16 protein-coding genes are annotated in these 25,046 nt (G+C 67.8%); 12 read left to right on the plus strand and 4 right to left on the minus strand.

The window, feature by feature from the left end:
• Position 1: 1 nt before the first annotated feature.
• Both OG223_RS39455 and OG223_RS39460 read right to left on the minus strand, forming a co-directional pair.
• The gene (locus OG223_RS39455; RefSeq protein ID WP_329259460.1) at positions 2–2,269 is read right to left on the minus strand and encodes an NEW3 domain-containing protein; all 2,268 of its coding nucleotides are present in this window, start codon (positions 2,267–2,269) and stop codon (positions 2–4) included.
• 204 nt (positions 2,270–2,473) lie between these two features.
• Positions 2,474–2,881, minus strand: a complete 408-nt coding sequence (locus tag OG223_RS39460; protein WP_329259462.1) for a hypothetical protein — start codon at positions 2,879–2,881, stop codon at positions 2,474–2,476.
• A 229-nt stretch (positions 2,882–3,110) separates the two neighbouring features.
• Here OG223_RS39460 and OG223_RS39465 point away from each other — a divergent pair, with 229 nt between their 5' ends.
• The 3 genes from OG223_RS39465 to OG223_RS39475 all read left to right on the plus strand — a co-directional run bounded on the left by OG223_RS39465 (position 3,111) and on the right by OG223_RS39475 (position 8,237).
• Positions 3,111–4,199 carry a lytic polysaccharide monooxygenase auxiliary activity family 9 protein gene (locus OG223_RS39465; RefSeq protein ID WP_443073790.1) on the plus strand — a complete coding sequence of 363 codons (1,089 nt, stop codon included), beginning with the start codon at positions 3,111–3,113 and terminating at the stop codon, positions 4,197–4,199.
• Between the two features lie 323 nt (positions 4,200–4,522).
• On the plus strand, positions 4,523–7,795 hold the full coding sequence (locus tag OG223_RS39470; protein ID WP_329259467.1) for a GH92 family glycosyl hydrolase: 3,273 nt from the start codon (positions 4,523–4,525) through the stop codon (positions 7,793–7,795).
• Positions 7,796–7,862: 67 nt separating this feature from the next.
• A complete protein-coding gene (locus tag OG223_RS39475) occupies positions 7,863–8,237 on the plus strand; it encodes a hypothetical protein (RefSeq protein ID WP_329259470.1) in 375 nt (124 codons plus the stop codon).
• Positions 8,238–8,244: 7 nt separating this feature from the next.
• On the opposite strand, the gene OG223_RS39480 is transcribed toward OG223_RS39475, so the two are convergent.
• A complete protein-coding gene (locus OG223_RS39480; protein WP_329259473.1) occupies positions 8,245–12,039 on the minus strand; it encodes a GH92 family glycosyl hydrolase in 3,795 nt (1,264 codons plus the stop codon).
• Positions 12,040–12,408: 369 nt separating this feature from the next.
• On the opposite strand from OG223_RS39480, the gene ngcE reads away from it, so the two are divergent.
• The 9 genes from ngcE (at position 12,409) to OG223_RS39525 (ending at position 24,547) form a co-directional block, all read left to right on the plus strand.
• Positions 12,409–13,857 (plus strand): N-acetylglucosamine/diacetylchitobiose ABC transporter substrate-binding protein, encoded by a 1,449-nt coding sequence (gene ngcE, locus OG223_RS39485; protein ID WP_329259476.1) that lies wholly within the window; start codon positions 12,409–12,411, stop codon positions 13,855–13,857.
• A 59-nt stretch (positions 13,858–13,916) separates the two neighbouring features.
• Positions 13,917–14,852: a carbohydrate ABC transporter permease gene (locus OG223_RS39490; RefSeq protein WP_266862966.1), complete on the plus strand. Its 936-nt coding sequence runs from the start codon at positions 13,917–13,919 to the stop codon at positions 14,850–14,852.
• Between the two features lie 17 nt (positions 14,853–14,869).
• Entirely contained in the window at positions 14,870–15,805 is a 936-nt protein-coding gene (locus OG223_RS39495) for a carbohydrate ABC transporter permease (protein ID WP_329259482.1), read from the plus strand.
• 199 nt (positions 15,806–16,004) lie between these two features.
• Complete coding sequence (locus tag OG223_RS39500; protein ID WP_329259484.1) at positions 16,005–17,204, plus strand: ROK family transcriptional regulator; 1,200 nt, start codon at positions 16,005–16,007, stop codon at positions 17,202–17,204.
• 131 nt (positions 17,205–17,335) lie between these two features.
• Entirely contained in the window at positions 17,336–18,433 is a 1,098-nt protein-coding gene (locus tag OG223_RS39505) for a sugar ABC transporter substrate-binding protein (RefSeq protein ID WP_329265720.1), read from the plus strand.
• A 208-nt stretch (positions 18,434–18,641) separates the two neighbouring features.
• Positions 18,642–19,430 carry an ATP-binding cassette domain-containing protein gene (locus OG223_RS39510; RefSeq protein ID WP_329259487.1) on the plus strand — a complete coding sequence of 263 codons (789 nt, stop codon included), beginning with the start codon at positions 18,642–18,644 and terminating at the stop codon, positions 19,428–19,430.
• Positions 19,427–20,743, plus strand: coding sequence for a sugar ABC transporter permease (locus tag OG223_RS39515; protein ID WP_329259490.1), 1,317 nt, complete (start codon positions 19,427–19,429; stop codon positions 20,741–20,743). The genes OG223_RS39510 and OG223_RS39515 overlap by 4 nt, the downstream gene beginning before the upstream one ends.
• Positions 20,744–20,947: 204 nt before the next feature.
• Entirely contained in the window at positions 20,948–22,876 is a 1,929-nt protein-coding gene (gene dxs / locus OG223_RS39520; RefSeq protein ID WP_329259493.1) for a 1-deoxy-D-xylulose-5-phosphate synthase, read from the plus strand.
• A 147-nt stretch (positions 22,877–23,023) separates the two neighbouring features.
• Entirely contained in the window at positions 23,024–24,547 is a 1,524-nt protein-coding gene (locus tag OG223_RS39525) for an amino acid permease (protein WP_329259496.1), read from the plus strand.
• Positions 24,548–24,597: 50 nt separating this feature from the next.
• Here the strand turns inward: OG223_RS39525 and OG223_RS39530 are convergent, their stop codons facing one another.
• A complete protein-coding gene (locus OG223_RS39530; RefSeq protein ID WP_329259499.1) occupies positions 24,598–24,993 on the minus strand; it encodes an NTP pyrophosphohydrolase in 396 nt (131 codons plus the stop codon).
• Positions 24,994–25,046: the final 53 nt, after the last annotated feature.

Below are 25,046 nucleotides of genomic sequence, written 5' to 3' on the forward strand. Positions count from 1 at the left end.
GCTAGGGCGAGGTCGTGAACCCGTCGAAGTCCGCCTCGCCCGTGGTGCCCGAGGCGTGCGAGGTCTGGGTGAGGCCGACGTCCTGGGTGGCGGCGGCGGTCGGGACGTCGATGGTGCCGACGAGGTTCCACGTGCTGTTGTCGGTCGAGTAGTAGCCGCTGTACGAGGTGCCGTCGCGGACGAGTTTCAGCCACGACGGATAGACGGCGGTACCGGCGGAGTCCTGCGCGTCGAGCTTCCCGTCGCCGTCGCTGTCCCAGTCGAGCAGATAACCGTTGCCCGGGGTCGCGACCAGGGCCAAGTAGCCCGGGGACGTGTCGGGTTGGGTGATGTCGTTGCGGACCATGATCCCGGCCTTCGCCCAGACGTCCGTGTCCGACTGCGAGTCGAGCTTCACGGTCGTCACCGAACCGTCGTGCTCGGCCCCGGGCAGATAGACCGTGCCGTACTCGTTCGTGCCGTTGTACAGATCCGCGCCCTGCGCCCGGATGCCGAGTCGGGTCCCGGACTGGCTGAAGCTCGCCGTGGTCGAGGCGAACGTCCGGTACGGGGCGGTGACTTGGTGGTTGACGGTGATCGTGTCACCGGCGGTGAGCCGGGTCTTCCCGGCCGACCCGAAGCGGTAGCTCGCCGTCCCCTGGAAGTCGCTGGAGGCGAAGAGCTTCGCCGAGGGCGGGATGGAGACGGAGTAGGCGACCTTCAGCGCGTGCCCGCCGCGAATCGTCCGGGCCCGGGTCACATCACGCGTGGTGATCTTCGTGCCCGACGGCCCGGTGAGGGTCAGCGCGGCATCGGTGACCGGCCGCGACCCGTTGTCGGACAGGACCGCGGTCACCGTACGCGTGGTGCTGTCGCTGGGCGCGGGGGCCCAGTCGAGCGCCAGCGAGACGTCCGGAGCCGCGCCGCCCACCGGGTGACGGGTGCCGTGGACCCGGTACAGGACCACCCCGTGCGCGGGCACATTGGCGGCGATCCGCCCCGCGGACTCGGTCAGTTGACGACTCCACAGATCCCGAAGGGCGTAGTCGCGCGCCGAGGGCAGCCCCAACGCGCCCGCGGTCGTGGCGACTTCGCGAGGAGCCGACCCGGTGTTGAACAGACCGACCACGACATCCCCGTCGGGTTCGGTCTTGGCGAACACCTGGGAGTCGGCGTCCGAGGAGATCCGCCGGGCGTCGATGCCGTCCTGGTCGACCGCGAGGACGTCGGTGTTCTTCAGCAGGGCGAGGTCGGCGGGGTCGAGGTGCGTGAGGTCGGTTCCGAGGACGAGCGGGGAGGCGGCCAGCGACCAGAGGCTCATCTGGGTCCTGCGCTCGTCGGGGGTGAGCCCGTTGTCGGCGCCGTTCCCGATCTCCAGGGAGTCGTAGTCGTTGTAGCCGCCGGGCCCGCCGTACGGTGCCCAGGCGGCGACCTGGTCGAAGCGGGACGCGACGGAGGCCCAGGTCGTCAGCGGGTAACTGCTGTTGTCCGGACCGCAGTAGCACTCGATGTCGCCGCCGGTGCGCCAGCCGTTGGAGAGCTTCTTCCAGGTGCCGGCGTTGTTGATGTCGAGGTTGTTGGACAGCTCCAGATGGATCGGCCGGCCGGTGTGCCGCAGGGCGTCCGACCAGGCCTGGACGTCCTGTTGGTCGGACGTGCCGACGCCGTCGATCTTGAGATAGTCGATGCCCCACCCGGCGAACTGCCCGGCCCACGAGTCGACGAACGTCTGCGCACCGGGCTTGGCGTAGTCGATGCCCACCATGCCGCCGCAGTTGTAGTTGCTCTCCGTCGTCGAGGTGGCGATGTCCCGTGCGTGGTACGGCGTTCCCTTGATCTCGGTGTTCTTGGCGACCGCCTGCTGGGAGATGCCGGGAGTGACGTACAGGCCGAACTTCAGCCCCAGGGAGTGCACATGGTCGGCCACGACCTGGACGCCGTTCTCACCGCCGCGCGGCGGGAACTTGACGGGGTCGGTGACCCAGCGGCCGTACTGGTCGACGTCCGGGCCCTGGCTGCCCGGGCACTGGTACCAGAAGTCGTCGACGTTGGCGTAGACGAAGCCGTTTTTCGCCAGGCCGCTGGTCTTGAGCGCCTTCGCCTGCGCCTCGATGGTCCGCGCGGTCGGATCGCGCCGCACGAAACTCCAACTGCTCCACCCCAGCACGGGTTTGAGCCCGACACCGTTGTCATCGGCTCTCGCGGACTGACCGCCGGTCGCGGTGACTCCCATGGTGAGCAGCAGCGCCCCGGTCAACGCGGCCAGCACGCTGCGGATCTGTCTTCTCATGAGCCGTTCCTCCATCGCAACGCTCACCTGACTCAGAAAACGTCAAGAACCAACCCCGTCAACGCGACAAGTGAACAGGACCGAACGCCAGCCACCACATGGCGCGCTTGGCCAAAACTGGGTCAAGTCTGTGGGGCCACTGTGGCGGCAGGGGAGGAGATCCCGGTCCCGGGGTCCGGCGGGCCCGGCATCGCTCACCGGTGTTCAGGTGAACGGGGGTGGTTCGTAGACGTGTTGAGGCGCCACGCGGCGCGGCAGCGGTTGCCGCCAATCGCCCTGCCGAGCGACGAGGATCCGGCGGGCCAGAGTCCGCACCTCGTCCCAGGTGGCATCCGCGCCCAGTGCGTCGGCCCACCGCCCGGGGCGGAAATCGAGGTCCATCTCGTCCAGGAGCCGGCCGACAGCCCTGAGGTCCCGCAGGGTCTCTGGTTCGAGGGTTCCCCGCTCCGCCATCCCTTCTGCCAGATGAAGGCTGAACTCGATCTCCTCGGCGACGGCGACACTTCGTACGTCGTGCTCGCGGGCCCAGGCCTGCTGATCCGGGGTGTCGGCCGCGAGGAAGGCCAGCAGTGGCGCGATCCAGCGCGGCCAGTGCTCGCTCTCGAGATTCATGCGGGCAGCCTCGCACACGGCATGTCCATGCCTGCCGACGCCGGACTCCTGGCGCCCCCGCCGTTTACACCCTCCCCAGTCCGCGCTAACTTCACGGACAAGTGGGGTGGGAGCGCTCCCACCCGCCCGGCGGTCCGGAACCCGTCGGGCGTCACCGGATTGCCCCCACCCCACGCATCCCCATCCGCACGTTCCTCACGACCGCCGAGCGAAGGGACGTAGAACTGTCATGTCTATGACAGAACCACCTCCGAGCCTCACGTCGCGATTACCGCGCCCCACCCCCCACCGAGCCCTCTTCCTCGTCCTCCTGGCCCTGCTCACCACCGTCCCCGCCCTGGCCCTGATCCTCGCCACCGGCGGCCGGGCGGAAGCCCACGGCACGCCCATGAAACCCGCGAGCCGCACCTTCCTCTGCTGGCAGGACGCGCTGACCGCCACCGGTGAGATCAAACCCATCAACCCGGCCTGCAAGGCGGCCCAACAGGTCAGCGGCACAACGCCGTTCTACAACTGGTTCTCCGTGCTGCGTTCCGACGGAGCCGGCCGCACCCGCGGCTTCGTGCCGGACGGCCAGTTGTGCAGCGGCGGCAACACCAACTTCACCGGCTTCAACCTCCCGCGCGACGACTGGCCGCTCACCCATCTCACCTCGGGCGCGACGGTCGACTTCTCGTACAACGCCTGGGCGGCGCATCCGGGTTGGTTCTACGTCTACGTCACCAAGGACGGCTTCGACCCGACGACGACCCTCACCTGGGACGCCATGGAGGACACTCCGTTCCTCACGGTCGACCACCCGCCGCTCAACGGCAGTCCGGGCACGGTCGAGGCCAACTACTCCTGGACCGGGCAGCTTCCGGCGAACAAGTCGGGGCGGCACATCATCTACATGGTGTGGCAGCGCTCGGACAGCACCGAGACCTTCTACTCGTGCTCCGATGTCGTATTCGACGGCGGCAACGGTGAGGTGACGGGTATTCACGACCCGGGCAACCCCACCGACCCGGTACCCGGGGTCTGTTCGGCGACCCGTCGTACGACGGGCAGTTGGCCCGGCGGCTACCAGTCCGAGGTGACCGTCACCAACTCCGGCGACGTCCCGATGCTCGGCTGGATGGTCAACTGGACGCTTCCCGGCGGCCAGTCGGTCGCCAGTCTCTGGAACGGCAACGCGACCTACACCGGCCAGGACGTGATGGTTCACAACGCCGACTGGAACGGCTCACTGAGTCCGGGCCAGAGTGCCACCTTCGGCTACGTCGTGAACGGCGACGGAGGTGACCCGGCAACTGCCCTTCCCTGCCAGGTCGGTTGAGCCTGAGCTCGGGGCGGACCCGGCGGTCGGGGGCCACCGGGTCCGCGAGCCGGGCAGGTCATGGGGGTGAACCTGCCCGGGTGATGCGTGGCTTGGGGCGACGCTGTGGTGCGACAACGTTGTCGAATGGTCTGCATATGACTCTACCGCTCCAACGGACAACGATGTCAAGCGAGTTGGCCTGAGGGCGCCGTCCGAGTGGGTGCCCCGCGTGCCCTCGCCGACGCACGCGCTCTTCCGTGGTACGGGTGGCGCACGTTACTGTCCCTGCGGCTTGTGCGACCTGTGGTGCGCGACCCGTCCGAAGGAGGAGGGGCCGCGTCATGCGTTTCCGTCCCATGTCCCTGCTGCTCGCCGCCGCGCTCGCGGTCGGCGGTGCCACCCCCGCCCTGGCGGCGACCGCCGCCCCACCGCAACTCGTCAAGGACCCGAGCGTCTACGTCGATCCGCTGATCGGCACCAAGAACGGCGGCAACGTCTTCCCGGGCGCCGTCGTGCCCTTCGGCATGCTCTCCTGGAGCCCGGAGAACACCAGAGGCAGCGCAACGAGCACCGCCGCACCGGGCGGCTACCAGTACGACGCCACCCGCATCCGCGGCTTCAGCCTCACCCACATGTCCGGCACGGGCTGCGCGGGCGGCAGCGGCGACATCCCGTTCTACCCGTACGCCGGTGAGGTCACCTCGTCCCCGGCGAGCGACACCAAGGACGCCGTCTACGCCTCCGACTTCAGCCACACCGACGAGACCGCCGAGCCCGGCCACTACAAGGTCGGCCTCGCCTCGGGCGTCACCGCCGACCTCACGGCGACGGCCCGCACCGGCTCCGGCCGCTTCACCTACCCGGCCGACAAGCCCGCCTCCCTCCTGATCCGCACCGCCAACTCCGAGGTCGGGTCCACCGATTCGTCGGTCACCATCGACCCGGCGACCCGCACGGTCTCCGGCTCGGTCACTTCCGGCAACTTCTGCGGCTACCTCGACCCCGAGGGCCAACGCGCCTACTACACCCTGTACTTCACCGCCACCTTCGACCGCGCCTTCAAGACCACCGGCACCTGGCAGGACGACAAGCTGACCCCGGGTTCGACGAGTGCGACCGGCGGCACGGGCGGCTTCACCACCGGCGGACGGCCCGTCGCGGGCAAGGGCGCGGGCGGCTACGTCGAGTTCGAGCCCGGCAGCGGCCCGGTCGGCGTCAAGGTCGGTATCTCGTACGTCAGTCAGGCCGGCGCCCAGGCCAACCTCAAGGCGGAGAACCCGCCGAAGCGCTCCTTCGACGCCGTCGAGGACGCGGCCCACCGTGCCTGGCGCGACCAGCTCGGCGCGATCAAGGTGGGCGGCGGCACAGACACCGAGCGCACCACCTTCTACACCGCGCTCTACCACTCCCTCCTGCACCCGAACGTCATCAGCGACGCCGACCGCAGATACACGGGCAGCGACGGCAAGGTGCACAAGGTGAGCCGGGGCCACCAGGCGCAGTACGGCACCTTCTCCGGCTGGGACATCTACCGCTCCCAGGTCCAACTGCTCACCCTCCTCAGCCCGCGCACCGGCTCGGACATCGCGCAGTCCCTCTACGAACTCGCCCAGCAGAACGGGGGAGTCTGGGACCGCTGGCTGCACGGCGCGAACGGCACCCATGTCATGAACGGCGACCCCTCACCCACCGCCCTGGCCGGCATCCGCGCCTTCGGCGGCACGGACTTCGACCTCAAGGGGGCCCTCGCCTCCCTCGTCCAGGCGGCGACCGTGCCGACCGCGCAGGACCTGTCCTCCTCGGGCAAGCCGGTGCTCTCGGTGGGTCAACGCCCCTCCCTGGACAAGTACTTGAACCTGCACTACATGCCGTCCGTCTCCAACGCCTGGGGCGGCGCCGCCGAGACGCTGGAGATGTCCACTGCGGACTTCGCGCTCTCCCAACTCGCCACGGCGGCAGGCAAGAAGAGCACGGCGGCCGACTTCGCCAAGCGCGCCCAGTGGTGGCAGAACAACTTCAACATCGCCGCCGACCCCACCGGCGGCTACATCGCCAACCGCAAGGCGGACGGCAGTTGGGTCACCGGCTTCACCCCGGGCACCGGCAACGGCTTCGTGGAGGGCACGGCCGCCCAGTACACCTGGATGGTCCAGCACAACCCGGCGGGCCTCTTCGCGGCGATGGGCGGCACGGACAAGGCGCTGGCCCGGCTGGACTCCTTCTTCCATGAGGCGGACGGGAGTTGGTCCTTCACGGGCAGCGGCGGCGACAAGTCGGAGCTGGACAACGAGCCGTCCGTCAACGTCCCCTACCTCTACGACTACGCGGGCGCGCCCTACAAGACCCAGGAGACGGTCAGGGCGGCCATGAAGCAGCTCTGGACGACCGACCCCGCCGGCATCCCCGGCAACGACGACCTCGGCGAGATGTCGTCCTGGTACGTCTTCTCCGCGCTCGGCATGTACCCCCAGGTCCCCTCCCGCGCCGAACTCACCCTCGCCTCCCCGCTGTTCGAGCGCATCGAGATCAAGCGCCCGCAGGGCAACGACATCTCCATCCGCGCGAAGGGCGCCGCGACCGACGCCCCGTACATCCAGTCCCTGAAGGTCAACGGCCGTACCAGTGACCGCCCTTGGCTCTCCTCCTCGATCGTCAGGAACGGCGGCACCCTCGACTACACCCTCTCCACCACCCCCAACCGCACCTGGGGCAGCGCCCCGGCCGACGCCCCGCCGTCCTTCCGCACCGGCGAACAGCCGTACCAGATCGGCGTCGGCCCGACCGCCGCGACCCTCGCCCCCGGCGACAGCACCAAGGTCACCATCAAGGCCCTGTCCCTGAGCGGCGGCACCGGACCCGAGGTCCGCTACAGCGTCGAGACGCCCGCCGGAGTGACGGCGACTCCCGCCCAGGGAACGGTCGTCGACGGCTCCCAGGACATCACCCTCAAGGCCGCCGACGACGTCACGCAGGGCTTCTACGACGTGAAGGTCACCGTCACCTCGGGCGACACGTCGTACGAGCAGCCGGTGTCCCTCACGGTCGCCGCGCCCGGCACCCTCCTCGCCGCCTACAACAACACCGGAGTCTCCGACGACACCGGCGAGCACGACGAGGCGGACTACGACGGGGGCGGCTGGAGCTACTCCCTCCAGGCGCTCGCGGCGGCCGGGCTGACCCCTGGCGGCACGGGCACGGTGGACGGGCTCGGCTTCACCTGGCCCGGCTCGCCCAACGGGCGCCCGGACAACGTCTCGGCGGCCGGTCAGACCGTCCAACTCCCGCAGCCCGCCGCCCACTTGTCCTTCGTCGGCAGCGCGGTCAACGGCAACCAGCAGACGAAGGCGACCGTCACCTACACCGACGGCAGCACCGACGTCGTCGACCTGTCCTTCACCGACTGGACCGTCGGCGGGGGTGGCGGCACCGTGCAGTACGGCAATGAGATCGTCGCCAGGACCGCGTACCGCAATGTCGCGGGTGCGGACAAAGACCCGGTCGTCACCTATGTGTTCGCCACCAAGCCGTTCGCGGCGCCCACGGGCAAGACCATCAAGAGCGTGACACTTCCGGACGACCCGGATCTCCATGTGTTCACCCTTGCGGTGAACTGACGTCCACAATATGTGCCCTCGCCCGTTTCGGTGGCGGGGGCACATCGGCGCGTGCGAGCATCCGCAGATGGTGAAACGGCCGCAACTGCCCGACGAGTTCCGGGCCGAGGCGCGCACGGCCTTCGCGTTCCTGGTGGGGGACGAGGGGTTCGCGCCGCCCGAGGACATAGACGGCGGTCTGCGTTATCTGCGCGCCGACCTGATGGTGCGCGTCTGGTTCCTGGGCGGCGCCGAATCGGAGGTCCTGACACGACTGATCCCCCTGGCGCCGGACGGCACCAGGGGGAGCGGGGCGTGGCTCGACGACCTGTACACGGCCGCCGCGTGCGGTCCGGCCCAGGACGTCCCCGTCTTCGCGTCGACCAGAAGAGGCGTGCTCAAACGGGTCCATCAGCACGCGGAGGCGTTGCGGCGGCTGCTGCCCCGCCTCCCCGTGCCGTGAGCGGCCCTCAGCCGAGCAGTTCCACCTCCGCGAGGGTCGACGAGCCGGTCAGCACCAGGCGGTAATGCCCGTACGAGCCCGGTGACTTGACCGAGAAGACGCGCGTCTGCTTGTCCCAGGTGAAGGATTCGCCGGAGCGCTTGTCGAGCGTCTTCCACTTGGTGCCGTCGGCCGAGCCCTGGAGGGTCCAGCCGGTCGGTGCCAAGGTGTGGTCCGCCGACGACGTGAGCGTGTACTGGACGCCCTTGACGGCCCTGGCGACCGGCAGGTCCACCGAGGTCACCGTCGCGGCCGTGGCCGACGTGTTGTCGAACAGGGCGCCCAGGCCCACGAGTTGGTCGCCGCGCGGGGTGGGCACCTTGTCGTTCGTGGTGATCGACACCGGCGCCGCGTTCTTGCCGCTGCCCCACGACGAGGGCTTGGAGCCCATGGAGAAGTCCAGCACTCCGCCCTTCTCCAGCAGCGAGTGCGGGAGTGAAGTCTTCGTCCAGTTCTGGCCGTTGACCTTCAGCCCCTGCACGTAGACGTTCTTCGTGCTGTTCTTCGGCGCCTTGACGACCAGGTCCTTGCCGTTCTCCAGGTGCACGGTCGCCTTGGTGAACAGCGGGGAGCCGATGGCGTATTCGCCGCTGCCCATCACCAGCGGGTAGAAGCCGAGCGCGGAGAAGAGGTACCAGGCCGACTGCTCGCCGTTGTCCTCGTCGCCGTGGTAGCCCTGCCCGATCTCGCTGCCGGTGTAGAGGCGCGACAGCACCTCACGCACGTCCTTCTGCGTCTTCCAGGGCTCGCCTGCCGCGTCGTACATGTACGTGACGTGGTGGGCGACCTGGTTGGAGTGGCCGTACTGGCCCATGCGGACGTCGCGGGCCTCCGTCATCTCGTGGATGACACCGCCGTAGGAGCCGACGGTGGCCGACGTGGCCTTCTCCGGGGTGGCGAAGTACTCGTCGAGCTTGTCGCCGAGGGCCTTCCGGCCGCCGTAGAGGTTGGCCAGGCCCCGGCTGTCCTGCGGGGCGGTGAAGGCGTAGCCCCAGCCGTCGGTCTCCGTGTAGTCGTAACCCCAGATCTTCGGGTCGTAACTCGCCGAGTCCACACGCCAGTTGCCCTTGGCGTCCTTGCCCTGGAAGAACCCGGCCTGCTTGTCGAACAGGTTCACATAGTCCTGGGCCCGGTTGAGGAAGTACTCCGACTCCTCCTTGTAGTGCTTCTCGCCGGTCTTCTTGTAGAGGGCCTGGCCCATCTGGGCGATGCCGTAGTCGTTGACATAGCCCTCCATCGCCCAGGAGAAGCCCTCGTTGGTGTCGGTGCTCGTGTAGCCGAGGAAGGGCGAGGTGGTCATGCCCTTGCGGCCCACACCGGACGCGGGCGGCACGACGGTCGCGTTCTTCACGGCCGCGTCGTACGCCGACTTGGCGTCGAACTTCACGCCCTTGACGTACGCGTCCGCGAACGCGACGTCCGAGGAGGTACCGGTCATCAGGTCCGCGTAACCGGGCGAGGACCAGCGCGAGGTCCAGCCGCCGTCCTTGTACTGCTGCACGAACCCGTCGACCATCTCACCCGCCTGACTGGGTGTCAGGAACGAGTACGCCGGCCAGGTCGTCCGATAGGTGTCCCAGAAGCCGTTGTTGACGTACACCTTGCCGTTCACGATCTTCGCACCGGTGTGCGTCGGGGTGTCCTGGCTCGTCATCGGGGAGAACGGCGAGGCGTACTGGTACGTCGAACCAACCTTCTCGAAGCCGGAGTTGGGGTACAGGTACAGCCGGTACATGCTGGAGTAGAGGGTGGTGAGCTGGTCGGGTGTCGCGCCCTCCACCTCGACCTTGCCGAGGAGCTTGTCCCACACCTTCTGGGCCTGCGCCTTGACCGTGTCGAAGGAGGTGCCGTCCGGGATCTCCTGGCTCAGGTTGTCCTTCGCCTGGTCGACGCTGATCAGCGAGGTGGCCAGGCGCAGGGTGACCGTGTGGTCGGCGCCCGGCTTGAACTTCAGATAGCCCTTGACGCCGCTGGAGGAGCCGTCCGTCACGGGCGCGTCGAACGTGCCGTAGACGAAGAGCCGCGTAGCGCCCGTGGACAGCCCGGACTTGACGTCCGAGTAGCCGGTGACGGTCCCGTTCTCCTTGTCGAGGGTCAGGCCCGCCTGCTCGGTGACGTTGTCGAAGATGACGCTCGCGTCGTCACCGGGGTAGGTGAAGCGCAGCGAGGCCGCGTGGTCGGTCGGGGCCATCTCGGCCTTGAGACCGTTCTCGAACGTGACGCCGTAGTAGTACGGGCGCGCGGTCTCGTTCTCGTGCTTGAACGCCAACTCCCGTGCCGTGGGAGAGGTGTTGGGAGTGCCCGAGGCCGCCGACGGCATCACCTGGAAGGTCTGCCGGTCGCCCATCCAGGGGCTCGGCTCATGGCTCAGGCTGAGCGCCTGGAGCGTCGGCAGGTTGTCGTCGTTGTTCGCGCGTGCGTAGTCGTAGAGCCAGCTCAGCGACGACGAATTCGTCACCGGCGTCCAGAAGTTGAAGCCGTGCGGCAGCGCGGTCGCGGGGAAGTTGTTGCCGCGCGAGAAGCTGCCGCTGGAGTTGGTGCCCCGGGTGGTCAGCGCGTAGTCGGACAGATGCGCCTTCGGCTTCTCGGGCGCGACCGTCTTGAGGCTCACGTCGTCCAGCCAGCCCCGGAACTTCGCCGGCCCGCCGGGGGAGTCGTAGGCCAGCAGGATCCGGTCGACGGTCTTCCCGGCCGCGACCGAACCGATCCGCGAGAGGACGCTGTTCCACTGGTTGACGTAGAGGATCTTGGCCGCGCCCTGCCCCTGCGGAGTCAGCGCGAAGCCGTGCGCGTCGCTCGCGCCGAGGTCGCTGAGGTAGGTGCCGTCGGTGAAGGCGAGGTCGACGGAGACGTTCGTGGCGTCGTAGTCGAGGTCGCCGTCGGCCATCTGCGGGAAGATCTTGTACGACAGCGCGGTGTCCCTGCCGACCGGCACGTTCACGTCGAAGACCTTGTTGTACGAGTACGCCCGCCCGGTGGCCGTGTGCCGGCCCGCGTAGCGCAGCGCCCGCTTCCCGGTGAAGCCGGCGGCCGCCTTCGCCGTGGGCGAGCCGCTGGGGCCCCGGTCGACCAGCGAGAGCATGTCCTCGGGGATCGGGGCGGTGGAGCCGCCCGTCGAGAACTGGACGTCGGCGAGCTGCAGGATGCCGCTCGCGCCGTTGTTCCTCGTGATGTCGAGCCGGAAGTGCTGGTACTCGGCCGGCGCGGCGAGGTCGTACGACTTCGTCTGGAAGCGGTCGGCGAAGGTCTCGCCGGTGCGGGTGTCGACGGTCTTCCAGTCCTTGCCGTCCGTCGAGCCCGACAGCGTCCAGTCCTTCGGATCGCGCTCGGCGAAGTCGTTCGCCGAAGTCAGGGCGTACGTCACTATCTTGGCCGGTTTGTCTAGGTCGAACTCGACCCAGCCCGTGGGCTCGAAGGTCAGCCACTTGGTGCCGGACTCGCCGTCGACGAGGTTCTCCTTCACCTCGCCGCCGCCGGTGTTCTCGGAGCTCGCCCGGACGTCGGTGACATGGTCGGTCACATTGCCGGGGATGCCGGTGCTGTAACCGCCGTCGACGCCCGAGGCACGCTTGGTGCCGTCCGGCGCGGTGTCGACCGTGTTGAGCCAGTCCGGTGCCGGATCTCCCGTCTCGAACGAGGAGGCGAACTCCCCGCCCGCCGCCGGGGCCTTCACGGGGAGGGCGACCGCCACCCCCTGAGAACCCACGAGCAAAGCCAGTGCGGCGGTCGACACGACCGCCGGACCCCACCATCTGTGATGCATACGAGGGCATCCTCCCTGCACGCTGGACAACGTTGTCAGCTTCGATGCGCAAGGAACAGTAGGGAGTCAAGTGCCCTGGTGTGTCAAGGGTGTTGAGTGAGGCATTCGAGGGCAATAACGAGGATTTCTCCGTCATCGAACACACAGAGCGTTCATATTTCCGCGAGGTCTCACTTCGGAAAAGACCGACAACCTACCCTGCATTCGATCTTGCTCTGTCGGCGGGAAGTGGACTATACCTGTCGCGTTCGACACCGCTCTCACAGCAGCACGCACGAAGTACCTCTGCACGACCAAGCTCGACCTGACCGCGGTGCCGGGGAGGATCCGGTTCACCGCCTGAGTCCTGTTGAAGGCGAGGACTTGAGCATGGGATCCACTTCAGCCGAGAACAACGGTTCCAATGGCGTCGGCCGCCGTGATTTGATCAAGAGGTCGGCCGCACTCGGTCTGATCTCCGTACCCACGATGAGTTTCCTGTCCGCGTGTGCCAGCGGTGGCGGGGACGACAGCAGCAGTGACGACAGCACCAAGGGCACCACGTCGAAGACGAATCCCTTCGGTGTGAAGAAGGGCAGCACGCTCGACGTCGTCGTCTTCAAGGGCGGTTACGGCGACGACTACGCGAAGGCGTGGGAAGCCAACTTCAAGACGAAGATCGGCGTCGGTTCCACCCACACCGGAACGCAGGAGATCACCGGCAAGCTCCAGCCCCGCTTCAACGCGGGCAACCCGCCGGACATCGTCGACGACTCCGGCGCCCAGCAGATCAAGATCGACGTCCTGTACAAGAACGGCCAGTTGCTCGACCTCTCGCCGGTCCTGGACGCGCCCGCGATCGACGACCCGACCAAGAAGGTGCGCGATCTGCTGATCCCCGGCACCCTCGACCCGGGCGTGCAGGAGGGCAAGGTCGTCGCCCTCAACTACATCTACACGGTCTGGGGGTTGTGGTACTCCGGCAAGCTCTTCAAGGAGAAGGGCTGGACCCCGCCGAAGACCTGGGACGAGTTCATCGCCGTGTGCCAGAAGGCGAAGGCGGCCGGCATCGGCGGTCTCGCCCACCAGGGCAAGTACCCGTACTACATCAACGTCGCCATCATGGACCTCATCGCCAAGAAGGGCGGGATCGACGCCGTCAAGGCGATCGACAACCTCGACCCGAAGGCGTTCGTCGGCTCGGCCGCCGCGCAGGCCGGTGTCGAGGCGATCTACGAGGTGGTCGAGAAGGGCCTGTTGATGCCCGGCACCAACGGCCTGACCCACACCGAGTCGCAGACCCGCTGGAACCAGTACAAGGCCGCCTTCATCACCTGTGGTTCCTGGCTGGAGAACGAGCAGCTCAAGCTGACGCCCACGGACTTCGACATGAAGTTCCTGCCGATGCCGCTGCTGGCCGACAGCAAGATGCCCTTCGAGGCGATCCGGGCCGGCTCCGGCGAGCCCTTCATCATCCCGGCGAAGGCCAAGAACCTCCCCGGCGCCAAGGAGTTCATGCGCCACATGCTCTCCAAGGAGTGGTCGACGCTCTTCGCCAAGGAGGCCAACTCGCTCACCATCCTCAAGGACGGTGTCGACTCCAGCGTCACCCTGCGCCCGGGCACGCAGTCCACGGTCGACGCGTCCAAGGCGGCCGGCGACAACACCTTCCGCTTCCTGTACCCCGACTGGTACAGCGAGATGGACACCTCCATCCAGAACGCGTCCAACGAGCTGATGGCCAAGCGCATCCAGCCCAAGGAGTGGCTGAAGCGCTGCCAGGCCGCCGTCGACAAGCAGGCCAAGGACCCGGCGTCCAAGAAGAACGTGCACTCCTGATCGCAACGCCTGATCGCACCACCTGATCACGCTCGGGACACCAGGGGCAGGAAACGCCAATGCGCAAAGGGCAGTACAGGTTCGTCACGGGATTTCTCTTCGTTCCCGTGGCGCTCTATCTGATCTTCGTGATCTGGCCGTACATCCAGACGTTCGGCTATTCGCTGACCGACTGGAAGGGCGAGTCACAGACCTTCAAGTTCGTCGGACTGGACAACTATCGGGCGCTGCTCCACGACGACGTCTTCAAGGAGGCCATCTGGCACAACCTCCTGTTCCTGGTGTTCATCCCTGTGATCACCATTCTGCTCGCCCTCTTCTTCGCCTTCATGGTGAACGCGGGAGGGCGCAGCAAGGCCGGCGGTGTGCAGGGTGTCGCCGGTTCCGGGTTCTACAAAATCGTCTACTTCTTCCCGCAGGTCCTGTCGCTGGCGATTCTCGCGGTGCTGTTCAACGCGGTGTACCGCAGTGACGGCGGCGGTCTGCTCAACGGTTTCCTGATCAAACTCCACCTGGTGGACGTCAACAATCCCGTGGAATGGCTCAACGAGCCCAACGTGGTGTTGTGGGCGCTGATGGCGGTCGTGGTGTGGCACGGCGTCGGTTTCTATCTGGTGCTGTTCTCCGCCGCCATGCAGTCCATTCCCAGGGACATCTACGAGGCCGCCCTGATCGACGGCGCGAACCGCTCCCAGTCCTTCTTCCGGATCACCCTGCCGCTGCTCTGGGAGACCGTCCAGACGGCCTGGGTGTATCTCGGCATCATCGCGATGGACATGTTCGTCCTGGTCTCCTCCATGACCTCGAACATGGGCGCCTACGGAGGCGGTCCCGACCACGGCAGCGACGTCATGTCGACCGTGATGATGCGCAACTTCCTCTACTTCGGGAAGAGCGGCTACGCCTGTGCGATGGGCGTCGTCATGCTGCTGCTCACCCTGGTCCTGTCCGTGGTCACGCTGCGCGCCACCCGCCGTGAGCGCATCGAGTTCTGAGCGGGAGACATACGACGATGAGCGCACCCCTGAAGGAGACCGCCCCCACGGGCGGCACCGTCCCGCCGCAGCCGTCGGCCGGGAAGCCCCCTGCCCGGCCCGGTGAACCGCGCGGCGAGGGCGTCGTACTGAACGTCTTCTCGCACGGTTTCCTGGCCCTGTGGGCCCTGCTGATCGTGCTGCCGCTGCTGTGGCTGGTGCTCAGCTCGTTCAAGACCGATGTGCAGATCGGCAACTCGGCCTTCGGCTGGCCGCACAACTGGACGTTCGACGTGTTCCGGCGGGCCTGGAGCAAGGGCATCGGCGACTACTTCCTCAACACCTTGATCGTGCTGGTGTTCTCGGTGCCGCTGACGATGCTGTTCGGGTCGATGGCCGCGTATGTGCTGGCCCGCTACCAGTTCTGGGGCAACCGGCTGCTGTACTACTTCTTCGTCGCCGGCGCGATGTTCCCGGTGTTCCTGGCGCTGGTCCCGCTGTTCTTCATGGTCAAGCGGCTCGACATGCTGAACACGTACCAGGGGCTGATCCTGGTCTACATCGCCTACTCGATGCCGTTCACGGTGTTCTTCATGCACGCGTTCTTCCGGACGCTGCCCACGGCGGTCTTCGAGGCGGCGATCCTCGACGGCGCCTCGCACACCCGGACGTTCTTCCAAGTGATGTTGCCGATGGCGAAAGCCGGGTTGATCAGTGTCGGCATCTTCAACACCCTCGGTCAGTGGAACCAGTTCATCCTGCCGACGGTCCTGATGCAGCCGCAGAGCGGCTCGGACCCCGAGCGCTATGTCCTCACCCAGGGGCTCATCCAGCTCCAGCAGCAGCAGGGCTACGCCTCCGACCTGCCCGTTCTCTTCGCGGGTGTCACGATCGCCATGATCCCGATGCTGGTCGTCTACCTGTCGTTCCAGCGCCAGGTGCAGTCCGGTCTGACCTCGGCGACGCTGAAGTAGCGCACCTGGAGAACGTGACAGGAAGTGATCGTTCCGCCACCGCTCCCGGCAGGCCGGGAGCGGTGGTCACGTATGTGTCCGAGAACCCGGATGCGGTTCAACCTCTTGACGGGAGGCGACCCGAACAGCTCAGCTTAGAGTTCACTAGTTGGACATAGACGGGGCCTCATCGATGCGGTCCCGCGCGCAGGAGGTCGTCGTGGAGACTCCGGGGTCGCAGTCGTCACTGCACCGAGCCAATCTCGAACGGGTCGTGCGAGCGGTGCGGTTGGCCGGGTCGCTGACGCAGGCGGAGATCGCGAGGACGACGGGCCTGTCGGCCGCGACGGTCTCCAACATCGTGCGCGAACTCAAGGACGGCGGAACGGTCGAGGTCACCCCCACCTCGGCGGGCGGCCGCCGGGCCCGCAGCGTGTCGCTGAGCGGGGACGCAGGCATCGTCATCGGCGTGGACTTCGGGCATACGCATTTGCGCGTCGCGGTCGGGAATCTGGCCCATCAGGTGCTGGCCGAGGAGTCCGAGCCCGTCGATGTGGACGCCTCCTCGACGCAGGGCTTCGACCGGGCGGAAGAGCTGGTCAACCGGCTGATCGCGGCGACCGGGGTGGACCGCTCCAAGATCGCCGGGGTGGGCCTCGGCGTGCCCGGGCCGATCGACGTCGAGTCGGGCACCCTGGGCTCCACCGCCATCCTCCCGGGCTGGACCGGCACCAGACCCGCGGAGGAGCTGGGCAGCCGTTTGGGCGTACCGGTGCACGTGGACAACGACGCGAACCTCGGTGCCCTCGGTGAGCTGGTGTGGGGCAGTGGACGGGGCGTCAGGGACCTGGCGTACATCAAGGTCGCGAGCGGGGTCGGCGCGGGACTGGTCATCAACGGCACGATCTACCGTGGCCCGGGTGGCACAGCGGGAGAAATCGGGCATATTACTCTTGATGAGTCCGGCCCTGTCTGCCGCTGCGGAAACCGGGGCTGCCTGGAGACCTTCACGGCCGCGCGCTATGTGCTGCCGCTGCTCCAGTCCAGCCACGGCACCGACCTGACCATGGAAGGAGTCGTACGGCTGGCACGGGACGGAGACCCTGGTTGCCGTCGGGTGATCGCCGACGTCGGCCGACACATCGGCAGTGGAGTCGCCAATCTCTGCAATTTGCTGAACCCGAGCCGAGTGGTCCTCGGTGGCGATCTCGCCGAGGCCGGTGAGCTGGTGCTCGGGCCGATCAGGGAGTCTGTCGGCCGCTACGCGATCCCCAGTGCGGCGCGTCAACTGTCCGTTCTCCCGGGGGCACTTGGAGGCCGTGCGGAAGTGCTCGGAGCGCTCGCTCTCGCACTCAGCGAGATGGGCGATTCGACCCTTTTGGACGGGTCGCTGACCGCAGCGACACCTGTCTTCACTTAGAGAACGCACGACGCCGTTGCCATCTCGTTAAGTATTTACTTCTTGACGCCGAACGCGCGGCCGAGTTGACTTCCAGCCACCTCGGCCGCAACGACGCGGCCTCGTCAGGGAGGTTTAAAGTGAACACGCGTATGCGTCGTGCCGCCGTTGCTCTCATCGCCACCACGATGGCCGTTTCGGTGGCCGCCTGTGGCAAGGCCGGCGACGACAAGAAGTCCGACAGCAGCAGCTCCAGCTCCTCGGGCGGTACCAACGCCTCGATCGGTCTGCTCCTGCCCGACAGCGTCACCACTCGGTACGAGAAGTTCGACAAGCCGTACTTCGAGGCCAAGGTCAAGGAGCTCTGCTCCGGCTGCAGCGTCCAGTACGCCAACGCCAACGCCAGCGCCGCCACGCAGGCCCAGCAGGTCAGCACGATGATCACCAAGGGCGTCAAGGTCATCGTGATCAGCGCCCAGGACTCCGCCGCGATCAAGTCCTCGATCCAGCAGGCGGTCGACAAGGGCATCAAGGTCGTCGCCTACGACCGTCTGGCCCAGGGCCCGGTCTCCGCGTACGTGTCCTTCGACAACGTCGAGGTCGGCAAGCTCCAGGGCGAGGCGCTCCTCGCCTCGCTGGGCTCCAAGGCGACCACCAAGTCGAAGATCGTCATGATCAACGGTGACGACGCCGACCCGAACGCCGCGATGTTCAAGAAGGGCGCGCACGAGGCCCTCGACGGCAAGGTCGACATCGCCTACGAGCAGTCGGGTCTGTGGAAGGACAGCGTCGCCGGGCAGAAGATGTCCGCGGCCATCACCCAGCTCGGTGCCAAGAACATCGCGGGCGTCTACTCCGCCAACGACGGCATGGCCGGCGGTATCGCCACCGTCCTCAAGGGCGCGAAGATCGGCAGCATCCCGCTGACGGGTCAGGACGCGGAGCTCGCCGGTATCCAGCGCATCGTCGCCGGTACCCAGTCCAGCACCGTCTACAAGGCCTTCAAGCCGGAGGCCGAGGCGGCCGCCACCCTCGCCGTCGACCTGGCGCAGGGCAAGAGCATCTCCTCGCTCGCCACCACGACCCAGACCAGCGGCTCCGGCAACAAGGTGCCCTCGCAGCTGCTGACCCCGGTGTCGGTCACCAAGGCCAACATCAACGACACGGTCATCAAGGACGGTCTCTACACCGTCGCGCAGATCTGCACCGCCGACTACGCCGCGGCGTGCAAGGCGGCCGGTCTGCAGTAACCACCGCTCTGCGGTGACAGACCCCCTTCGGCGTCCGCCCCACCTTCCAACCCCGCTGTGGGGCGGGCGCCGATCGGAACCCGCGCGAACGCAGCCGTTGCCAACAGGCACCGGCCGCGCGCATGTTCATCTTGTAAATCTGTGCTCAGGCACAACCCTCCGCGGCTTTGACGAGCGCGGCATCCCCGCCGGTCAGGCGGCGAAGGAGATGGTTCACGTGTCCGCTACGCCCGTGCTGGCGTTGCGCGGAGTCTCCAAGCGATTCGGTGCGGTGCAGGCCCTCACCGAAGTGGAGCTGGAGGTTCACGCCGGAGAGGTCGTCGCACTGGTCGGCGACAACGGCGCAGGAAAGTCCACCCTGGTGAAGACCATCGCCGGAGTGCACCCCATCGATGAAGGAGTCATCGAGTGGGAGGGCAGCCCGGTCAGCATCAACAAGCCGCACGACGCCCAGGGACTCGGCGTCGCGACGGTCTACCAGGACCTCGCGCTGTGCGACAACCTCGACGTCGTCGGCAATCTCTACCTCGGGCGTGAGCTGCTGCACCGCGGCATCATCGACGAGGTCACGATGGAGAAGAACTCCCGTGAGCTGCTGAGCACGCTCTCGATCCGCATCCCGAGCGTGCGCATCCCGATCGCCAGCCTCTCCGGCGGTCAGCGGCAGGTCGTCGCCATCGCCCGCGCGCTGATCGGTGACCCGAAGGTCGTCATCCTCGACGAGCCCACCGCCGCCCTCGGCGTCGAGCAGACCGCGCAGGTCCTCGACCTGGTCGAGCGGCTGCGCGAGCGCAACCTCGGCGTCATCCTCATCAGCCACAACATGGCCGACGTCAAGGCGGTCGCCGACACCGTCAACGTGCTGCGCCTGGGCAAGAACAACGGCTCCTTCCCGGTGAAGGACACCAGTCAGGAAACGATCATCGCCGCGATCACCGGTGCCACGGACAACGCCGTGACCCGTCGTGCGGTGCGCAGCACGGAGGCGGCAAAGTGAGCGACACGTCAGGCACCGTGAAGAAGGACGCGGTGGAACCGACCACCGCTCCCGCGGACGACCCCACGGCGGCGGCCGGGTCCGCCACCGTCGTCGACCCGCGGCTGCTGGTCCGCGAAGAGGGCTTCGCGGGCTACATCACCGAGTTCAAGCGCAAGGTCAAGGGCGGTGAACTCGGCTCGCTGCCGGTCGTCGTCGGCCTGATCGTCATCGGGATCATCTTCCAGGTCCAGAACAGCCGGTTCCTGAGCGCGGACAACCTGTCCAACATCAGCTACTACCTGTCGGCCACCGGCATGCTCGCCATCGGCCTGGTCTTCGTGCTGCTCCTCGGCGAGATCGACCTGTCGGTCGGCTCGGTCAGCGGTCTGGCGTCCACCCTGTTCGCCGTCTTCGCGGTCAACCACGGGATGAACGGCTGGCTGGCGCTGGTCCTCACGATCATCACCGGCATCGGCATCGGCGCGCTGCACGGCTTCTTCTTCGCGAGGATCGGCGTACCGGCGTTCGTCGTCACCCTGGCCGGCTTCCTCGGCTGGAACGGTCTGATGCTGTGGCTGCTCGGTTCGAGCGGCACGATCAACATCACCGACAGCGGCCCGGTGCACCTGCTCGGCCAGAGCTCGTACTTCATGGACCAGTCCATCGCGGGCGCCTACATCCTGGCCGCCCTCGGTGTCGCCTCCCTGCTCTACGGCTCGCTCGTCGACCAGCGCCGCCGCAAGGCCGCCGGGGTGCCGTTCCGGCCCACCAGCGAGATCGCCCTGCGGGTCGGCCTGCTCGCCGTGGCCGCGTTCGTCTCCGCGTACGTGCTGAACCAGGCCTCCGGAGTCTCCAACGCGCTGGTGATCTTCCTCGCCTCCCTGGTGATCGTGGACTTCGTGCTCCGCCGTACCCCGTACGGCCGCAAGGTCTTCGCGGTCGGCGGCGGCATCGAGGCCGCGCGCCGTGCCGGTATCAACGTGCCGCTGATCCGCATCACCGTGTTCGCCATCTCCGGTGGCTTCGCGGCGGTCGGCGGTATGTTCTTCGCCGGTCAGACCCAGAGCGCCACGCTCAACGCCGGCGGCGGCAACACCCTGATGCTGGCCATCGCGGCCGCGGTCATCGGCGGTACGAGCCTCTTCGGTGGCCGTGGCACCGTCTGGTCCGCCCTCCTGGGCATGCTCGTCATCCAGTCGATCCAGACCGGCCTCGACCTGCTGAACATGAACACGTCGATCCAGTACATGATCACCGGCGGTGTTCTGCTCGGCGCGGTCGTCATCGACTCGGTGTCCCGCAAGAGCCAGAAGGCGTCCGGGCGCGGCTGATCCGCACCCGTTCAGACCAGTGCCCGGCACCGATCGCGGTGCCGGGCACAGTCATGTCGTAGAAAGGTCATAGGAAAGACCGTTCTTGGGTACAGCCGATCGCGTGACGTATGACGCACAGCCCGGGCGTCGTCCGCAGAGGCGGAACATTAGACTCGACAAGCCCGGCAACAGCTCGATCAGCTCTACTGCAAGGAGGCACGGGTGCCGCTGCTGACCCGCATCAGGGGACCGCGCGATCTGGACCGGCTCAGCCTGGAGCAGCTCGACCAGTTGGCCGAGGAGATCCGGACCTTCCTCGTCGACGCCGTCTCCAAGACCGGCGGCCACCTCGGCCCGAACCTCGGTGTGGTCGAGCTGACCATCGCCCTGCACCGCGTCTTCGAGTCGCCGAAGGACCGGGTGCTGTGGGACACCGGCCACCAGTCCTACGTCCACAAGCTGCTCACCGGCCGCCAGGACTTCTCGAGGCTGAAGATGAAGGGCGGCCTCTCCGGCTACCCCTCGCAGGCCGAGTCCGAGCACGACGTCATCGAGAACTCGCACGCCTCCACGGTCCTCGGCTGGGCCGACGGCCTCGCCAAGGCCAACCAGGTGCTGAAACGCGACGACCACGTGGTCGCGGTGATCGGTGACGGCGCGCTGACCGGCGGTATGGCCTGGGAGGCGCTGAACAACATCGCCGACGCCAAGGACCGCCCCCTCGTGATCGTCGTGAACGACAACGAGCGGTCGTACGCACCGACCATCGGCGGCCTCGCGAACCACCTGGCGACCCTGCGGACCACCGACGGCTACGAGCGCTTCCTGGCCCGCGGCAAGGACCTCCTGGAGCGCACTCCGGTCGTCGGCAAGCCCCTCTACGAGACGCTGCACGGCGCGAAGAAGGGCCTCAAGGACTTCATCGCCCCGCAGGGCATGTTCGAGGACCTCGGCCTCAAGTACGTCGGCCCGATCGACGGGCACGACATCGAGGCGATGGAGTCCGCGCTCGCCCGCGCCAAGCGCTTCGGCGGCCCGGTGATCGTCCACGTCCTCACCGAGAAGGGCCGCGGCTACCAGCCCGCCCTCCAGGACGAGGCCGACCGCTTCCACGGCATCGGCCCCATCCACCCCGACACCGGCCTGCCGATCAAGGCCTCCGGCGCCGACTGGACCTCCGTCTTCGGCGACGAGATGGTCGCCCTCGGCCAGGAGCGCGAGGACATCGTCGCGATCACCGCCGCGATGCTCCAGCCCGTCGGCCTGAAGAAGTTCGCCGACGCCTTCCCGAACCGCATCTACGACGTCGGCATCGCCGAGCAGCACGGCGCCGTCTCCGCGGCCGGCCTCGCCACCGGGGGACTGCACCCCGTCTTCGCCGTCTACGCCACCTTCCTCAACCGCGCCTTCGACCAGGTGCTGATGGACGTGGCCCTGCACAAGTGCGGGGTGACCTTCGTCCTGGACCGGGCCGGCGTCACCGGCACCGACGGCGCCTCGCACAACGGCATGTGGGACATGTCGATCCTCCAGGTCGTCCCGGGCCTCCGCCTCGCCGCCCCGCGCGACGCCGACCAGGTCCGCGCCCAACTGCGCGAGGCCGTCCAGGTCAAGGACGCGCCGACCGTGGTCCGCTTCTCCAAGGGCGCGGTCGGACCCGCCGTACCCGCCGTGGGCCGGATCGGCGGCATGGACGTGCTGCGCGCGCCCGGCACCGACGCCCCGGACGTGCTGCTGGTCTCGGTCGGCGCGCTGGCGCCGATGTGCCTGGAGATCGCCGACCTGCTCGACAAGCAGGGCATCTCCACCACCGTGGTCGACCCGCGCTGGGTCAAGCCCGTCGACGAGGCCATGGCCCCGCTCGCCGAGCAGCACCGGGTGGTCGTCACCGTCGAGGACAACTCCCGTGTCGGCGGCGTCGGTTCGTCGATCGCACAGGCGTTGCGCGACGCCGGGGTGGACGTTCCGTTGCGCGACTTCGGGATCCCGCCGCGCTTCCTCGACCACGCCTCCCGCGCCGAGGTGATGACGGAGATCGGCCTCACCGCCCCCGACATCGCCCGCCAGGTCACCGGCCTGGTCTCCAAGCTCGACGGCCGCTTCGACCGCCCCACGGCGGAGGTCGACTCGGTGGAGTCCGCACGCGACTGAGGCACGGCCGCACCGCCGAACGGGCCGCTTCCACCACTCTTTGCAGTGGTGAAAGCGGCCCATTCGCGTGAACTGGCCCGCGTCGGGGCATACGCACATCGCCCCCTCTCGATCATGTCGAGGACGCCAAGCGTGGGAGGTACACCCGTGAGCAGCACCCTCTTCCGGACGAAGAGAGTCGAACAGTCCATCCAGGACACCGAGGAACCCGAGCACGCGCTCAGAAAATCCCTCTCGGCGCTGGATCTGACCGTGTTCGGCGTCGGCGTGGTCATCGGCACCGGCATCTTCGTCCTCACCGGCACGGCCGCCAAGAACACCGCCGGCCCAGCGGTGGCCCTGTCCTTCGTCGTGGCCGGCGTCGTCTGTGCCCTCGCGGCGCTCTGCTACGCCGAGTTCGCGTCCACGGTGCCGGTCGCGGGCTCGGCGTACACCTTCTCGTACGCCTCGCTCGGGGAGTTCCCCGCCTGGATCATCGGCTGGGACCTGGTCCTCGAACTCGCCCTGGGCACGGCGGTGGTGGCGGTCGGCTGGTCCGGGTACATCCACTCGCTGCTGGACAACGCGGGATGGCATCTGCCCGAGGCGCTCAGCGGCCGGGACGGCGCCCACGGCTTCGGCTTCGACGTCCTCGCCGCCGCGCTCGTCCTGGTCCTCACCGCGATCCTCGTGCTCGGCATGAAGCTCTCCGCGCGGGTCACCTCGGTCGTCGTCGCCATCAAGGTCGCCGTCGTCCTGGTGGTCATCGTCGCCGGCTCCTTCTTCATCGAGGGCGACAACTACAAGCCCTTCATCCCCAAGGCACAGTCGGTGGAGGCGGGCGGCAACCTCAAAGCCCCGCTGATCCAGCTCATGTTCGGCTGGGCGCCCTCCAACTTCGGCGTCATGGGCATCTTCACCGCCGCCTCCGTGGTCTTCTTCGCCTTCATCGGCTTCGACGTCGTCGCCACCGCCGCCGAGGAGACCCGCAACCCGCAGCGCGACGTCCCGCGCGGCATCCTCGGCTCACTGATCATCTGCACCACGCTGTACGTCGCCGTCGCGGTCGTCGTGACCGGCATGCAGAAGTACAGCTCGCTGTCGATCGACGCGCCCCTCGCCGACGCGTTCAAGGCCACCGGACACCCGTGGTTCGCGGGCCTGATCAGCTTCGGCGCCGCGATCGGCCTGACGACGGTGTGCATGATCCTGCTGCTCGGCCAGGCCCGCGTCTTCTTCGCGATGAGCCGCGACGGACTGCTGCCCCGCTTCTTCTCGCACGTCCACCCGCGCTTCCGCACCCCCTACCGCCCGACCATCCTCCTCGGCGTGATCATCGCGATCGTCTCGGGCTTCACGAGCCTCAGCGAACTCGCCGAACTGGTCAACATCGGCACCCTGTTCGCCTTCATCGTGGTCGCGATCGGCGTGGTCATCCTCAGGAACAAGCGCCCGGACCTGCCCCGCTCCTTCCGCACCCCCCTGGTACCGGCCCTCCCGATCGTCTCGGTCCTGGCCTCCCTCTGGCTGATGCTCAACCTCCCCGCCGAGACCTGGCTCCGCTTCGCCATCTGGATGGCGATCGGCTTCTTCGTCTACTACTTCTACGGCCGTACGCACAGCCGCCTGGGTCTGCAACAGGCGGCGGAGGCGGGCGAGTCCGCGGCACCGCCCGGCGGAAAGACCCTGTAGGCCCACCAGTTGGTCGTCCGGCCCCGCAAGTCCCGCTCGGTCGAGGGGACTTACGGGGCCGTATCGCGCAGGTGTCGGCCCCGTACGCTGCGCGGCCCGGTGACCTCCGCGCCCAACTCCGTGACCCTGCGCCGCAGTTCACGATCGGCGGTCACCACCAGGCACGGCCGGCCGGCGGCCTCGGCGACCAGTTCGACCATCCGGTCGTCGCCGCTGCCGGGTGCCGAGTCCACCCGCACGCCCGGGACGGACGCCACACCACGGGCCGCGCCCTCCACGACGAGGACGAGTTCCACGGGGTCCGTGCGGCCCGGCAGACCGTCGCTCGCGAGCCGGTCGCGGAGGCGCTCGGCCGCACCCTTGCGGTCGCGCCACCAGCCGTCGGGCACCGACCCGACCACATTGGCGCCGTCCACGATCACCAGCAGGGGAGTGTCCTCGTCCATGGCGCAAGGGTCGCACGGGGGCGGGGGGTGCCCCGTGCGCGGGCACCCGCCCC

Origin of the sequence: Streptomyces sp. NBC_01478 (assembly GCF_036227225.1) — a bacterium.
Classification (GTDB): Bacteria; Actinomycetota; Actinomycetes; order Streptomycetales; family Streptomycetaceae; genus Streptomyces.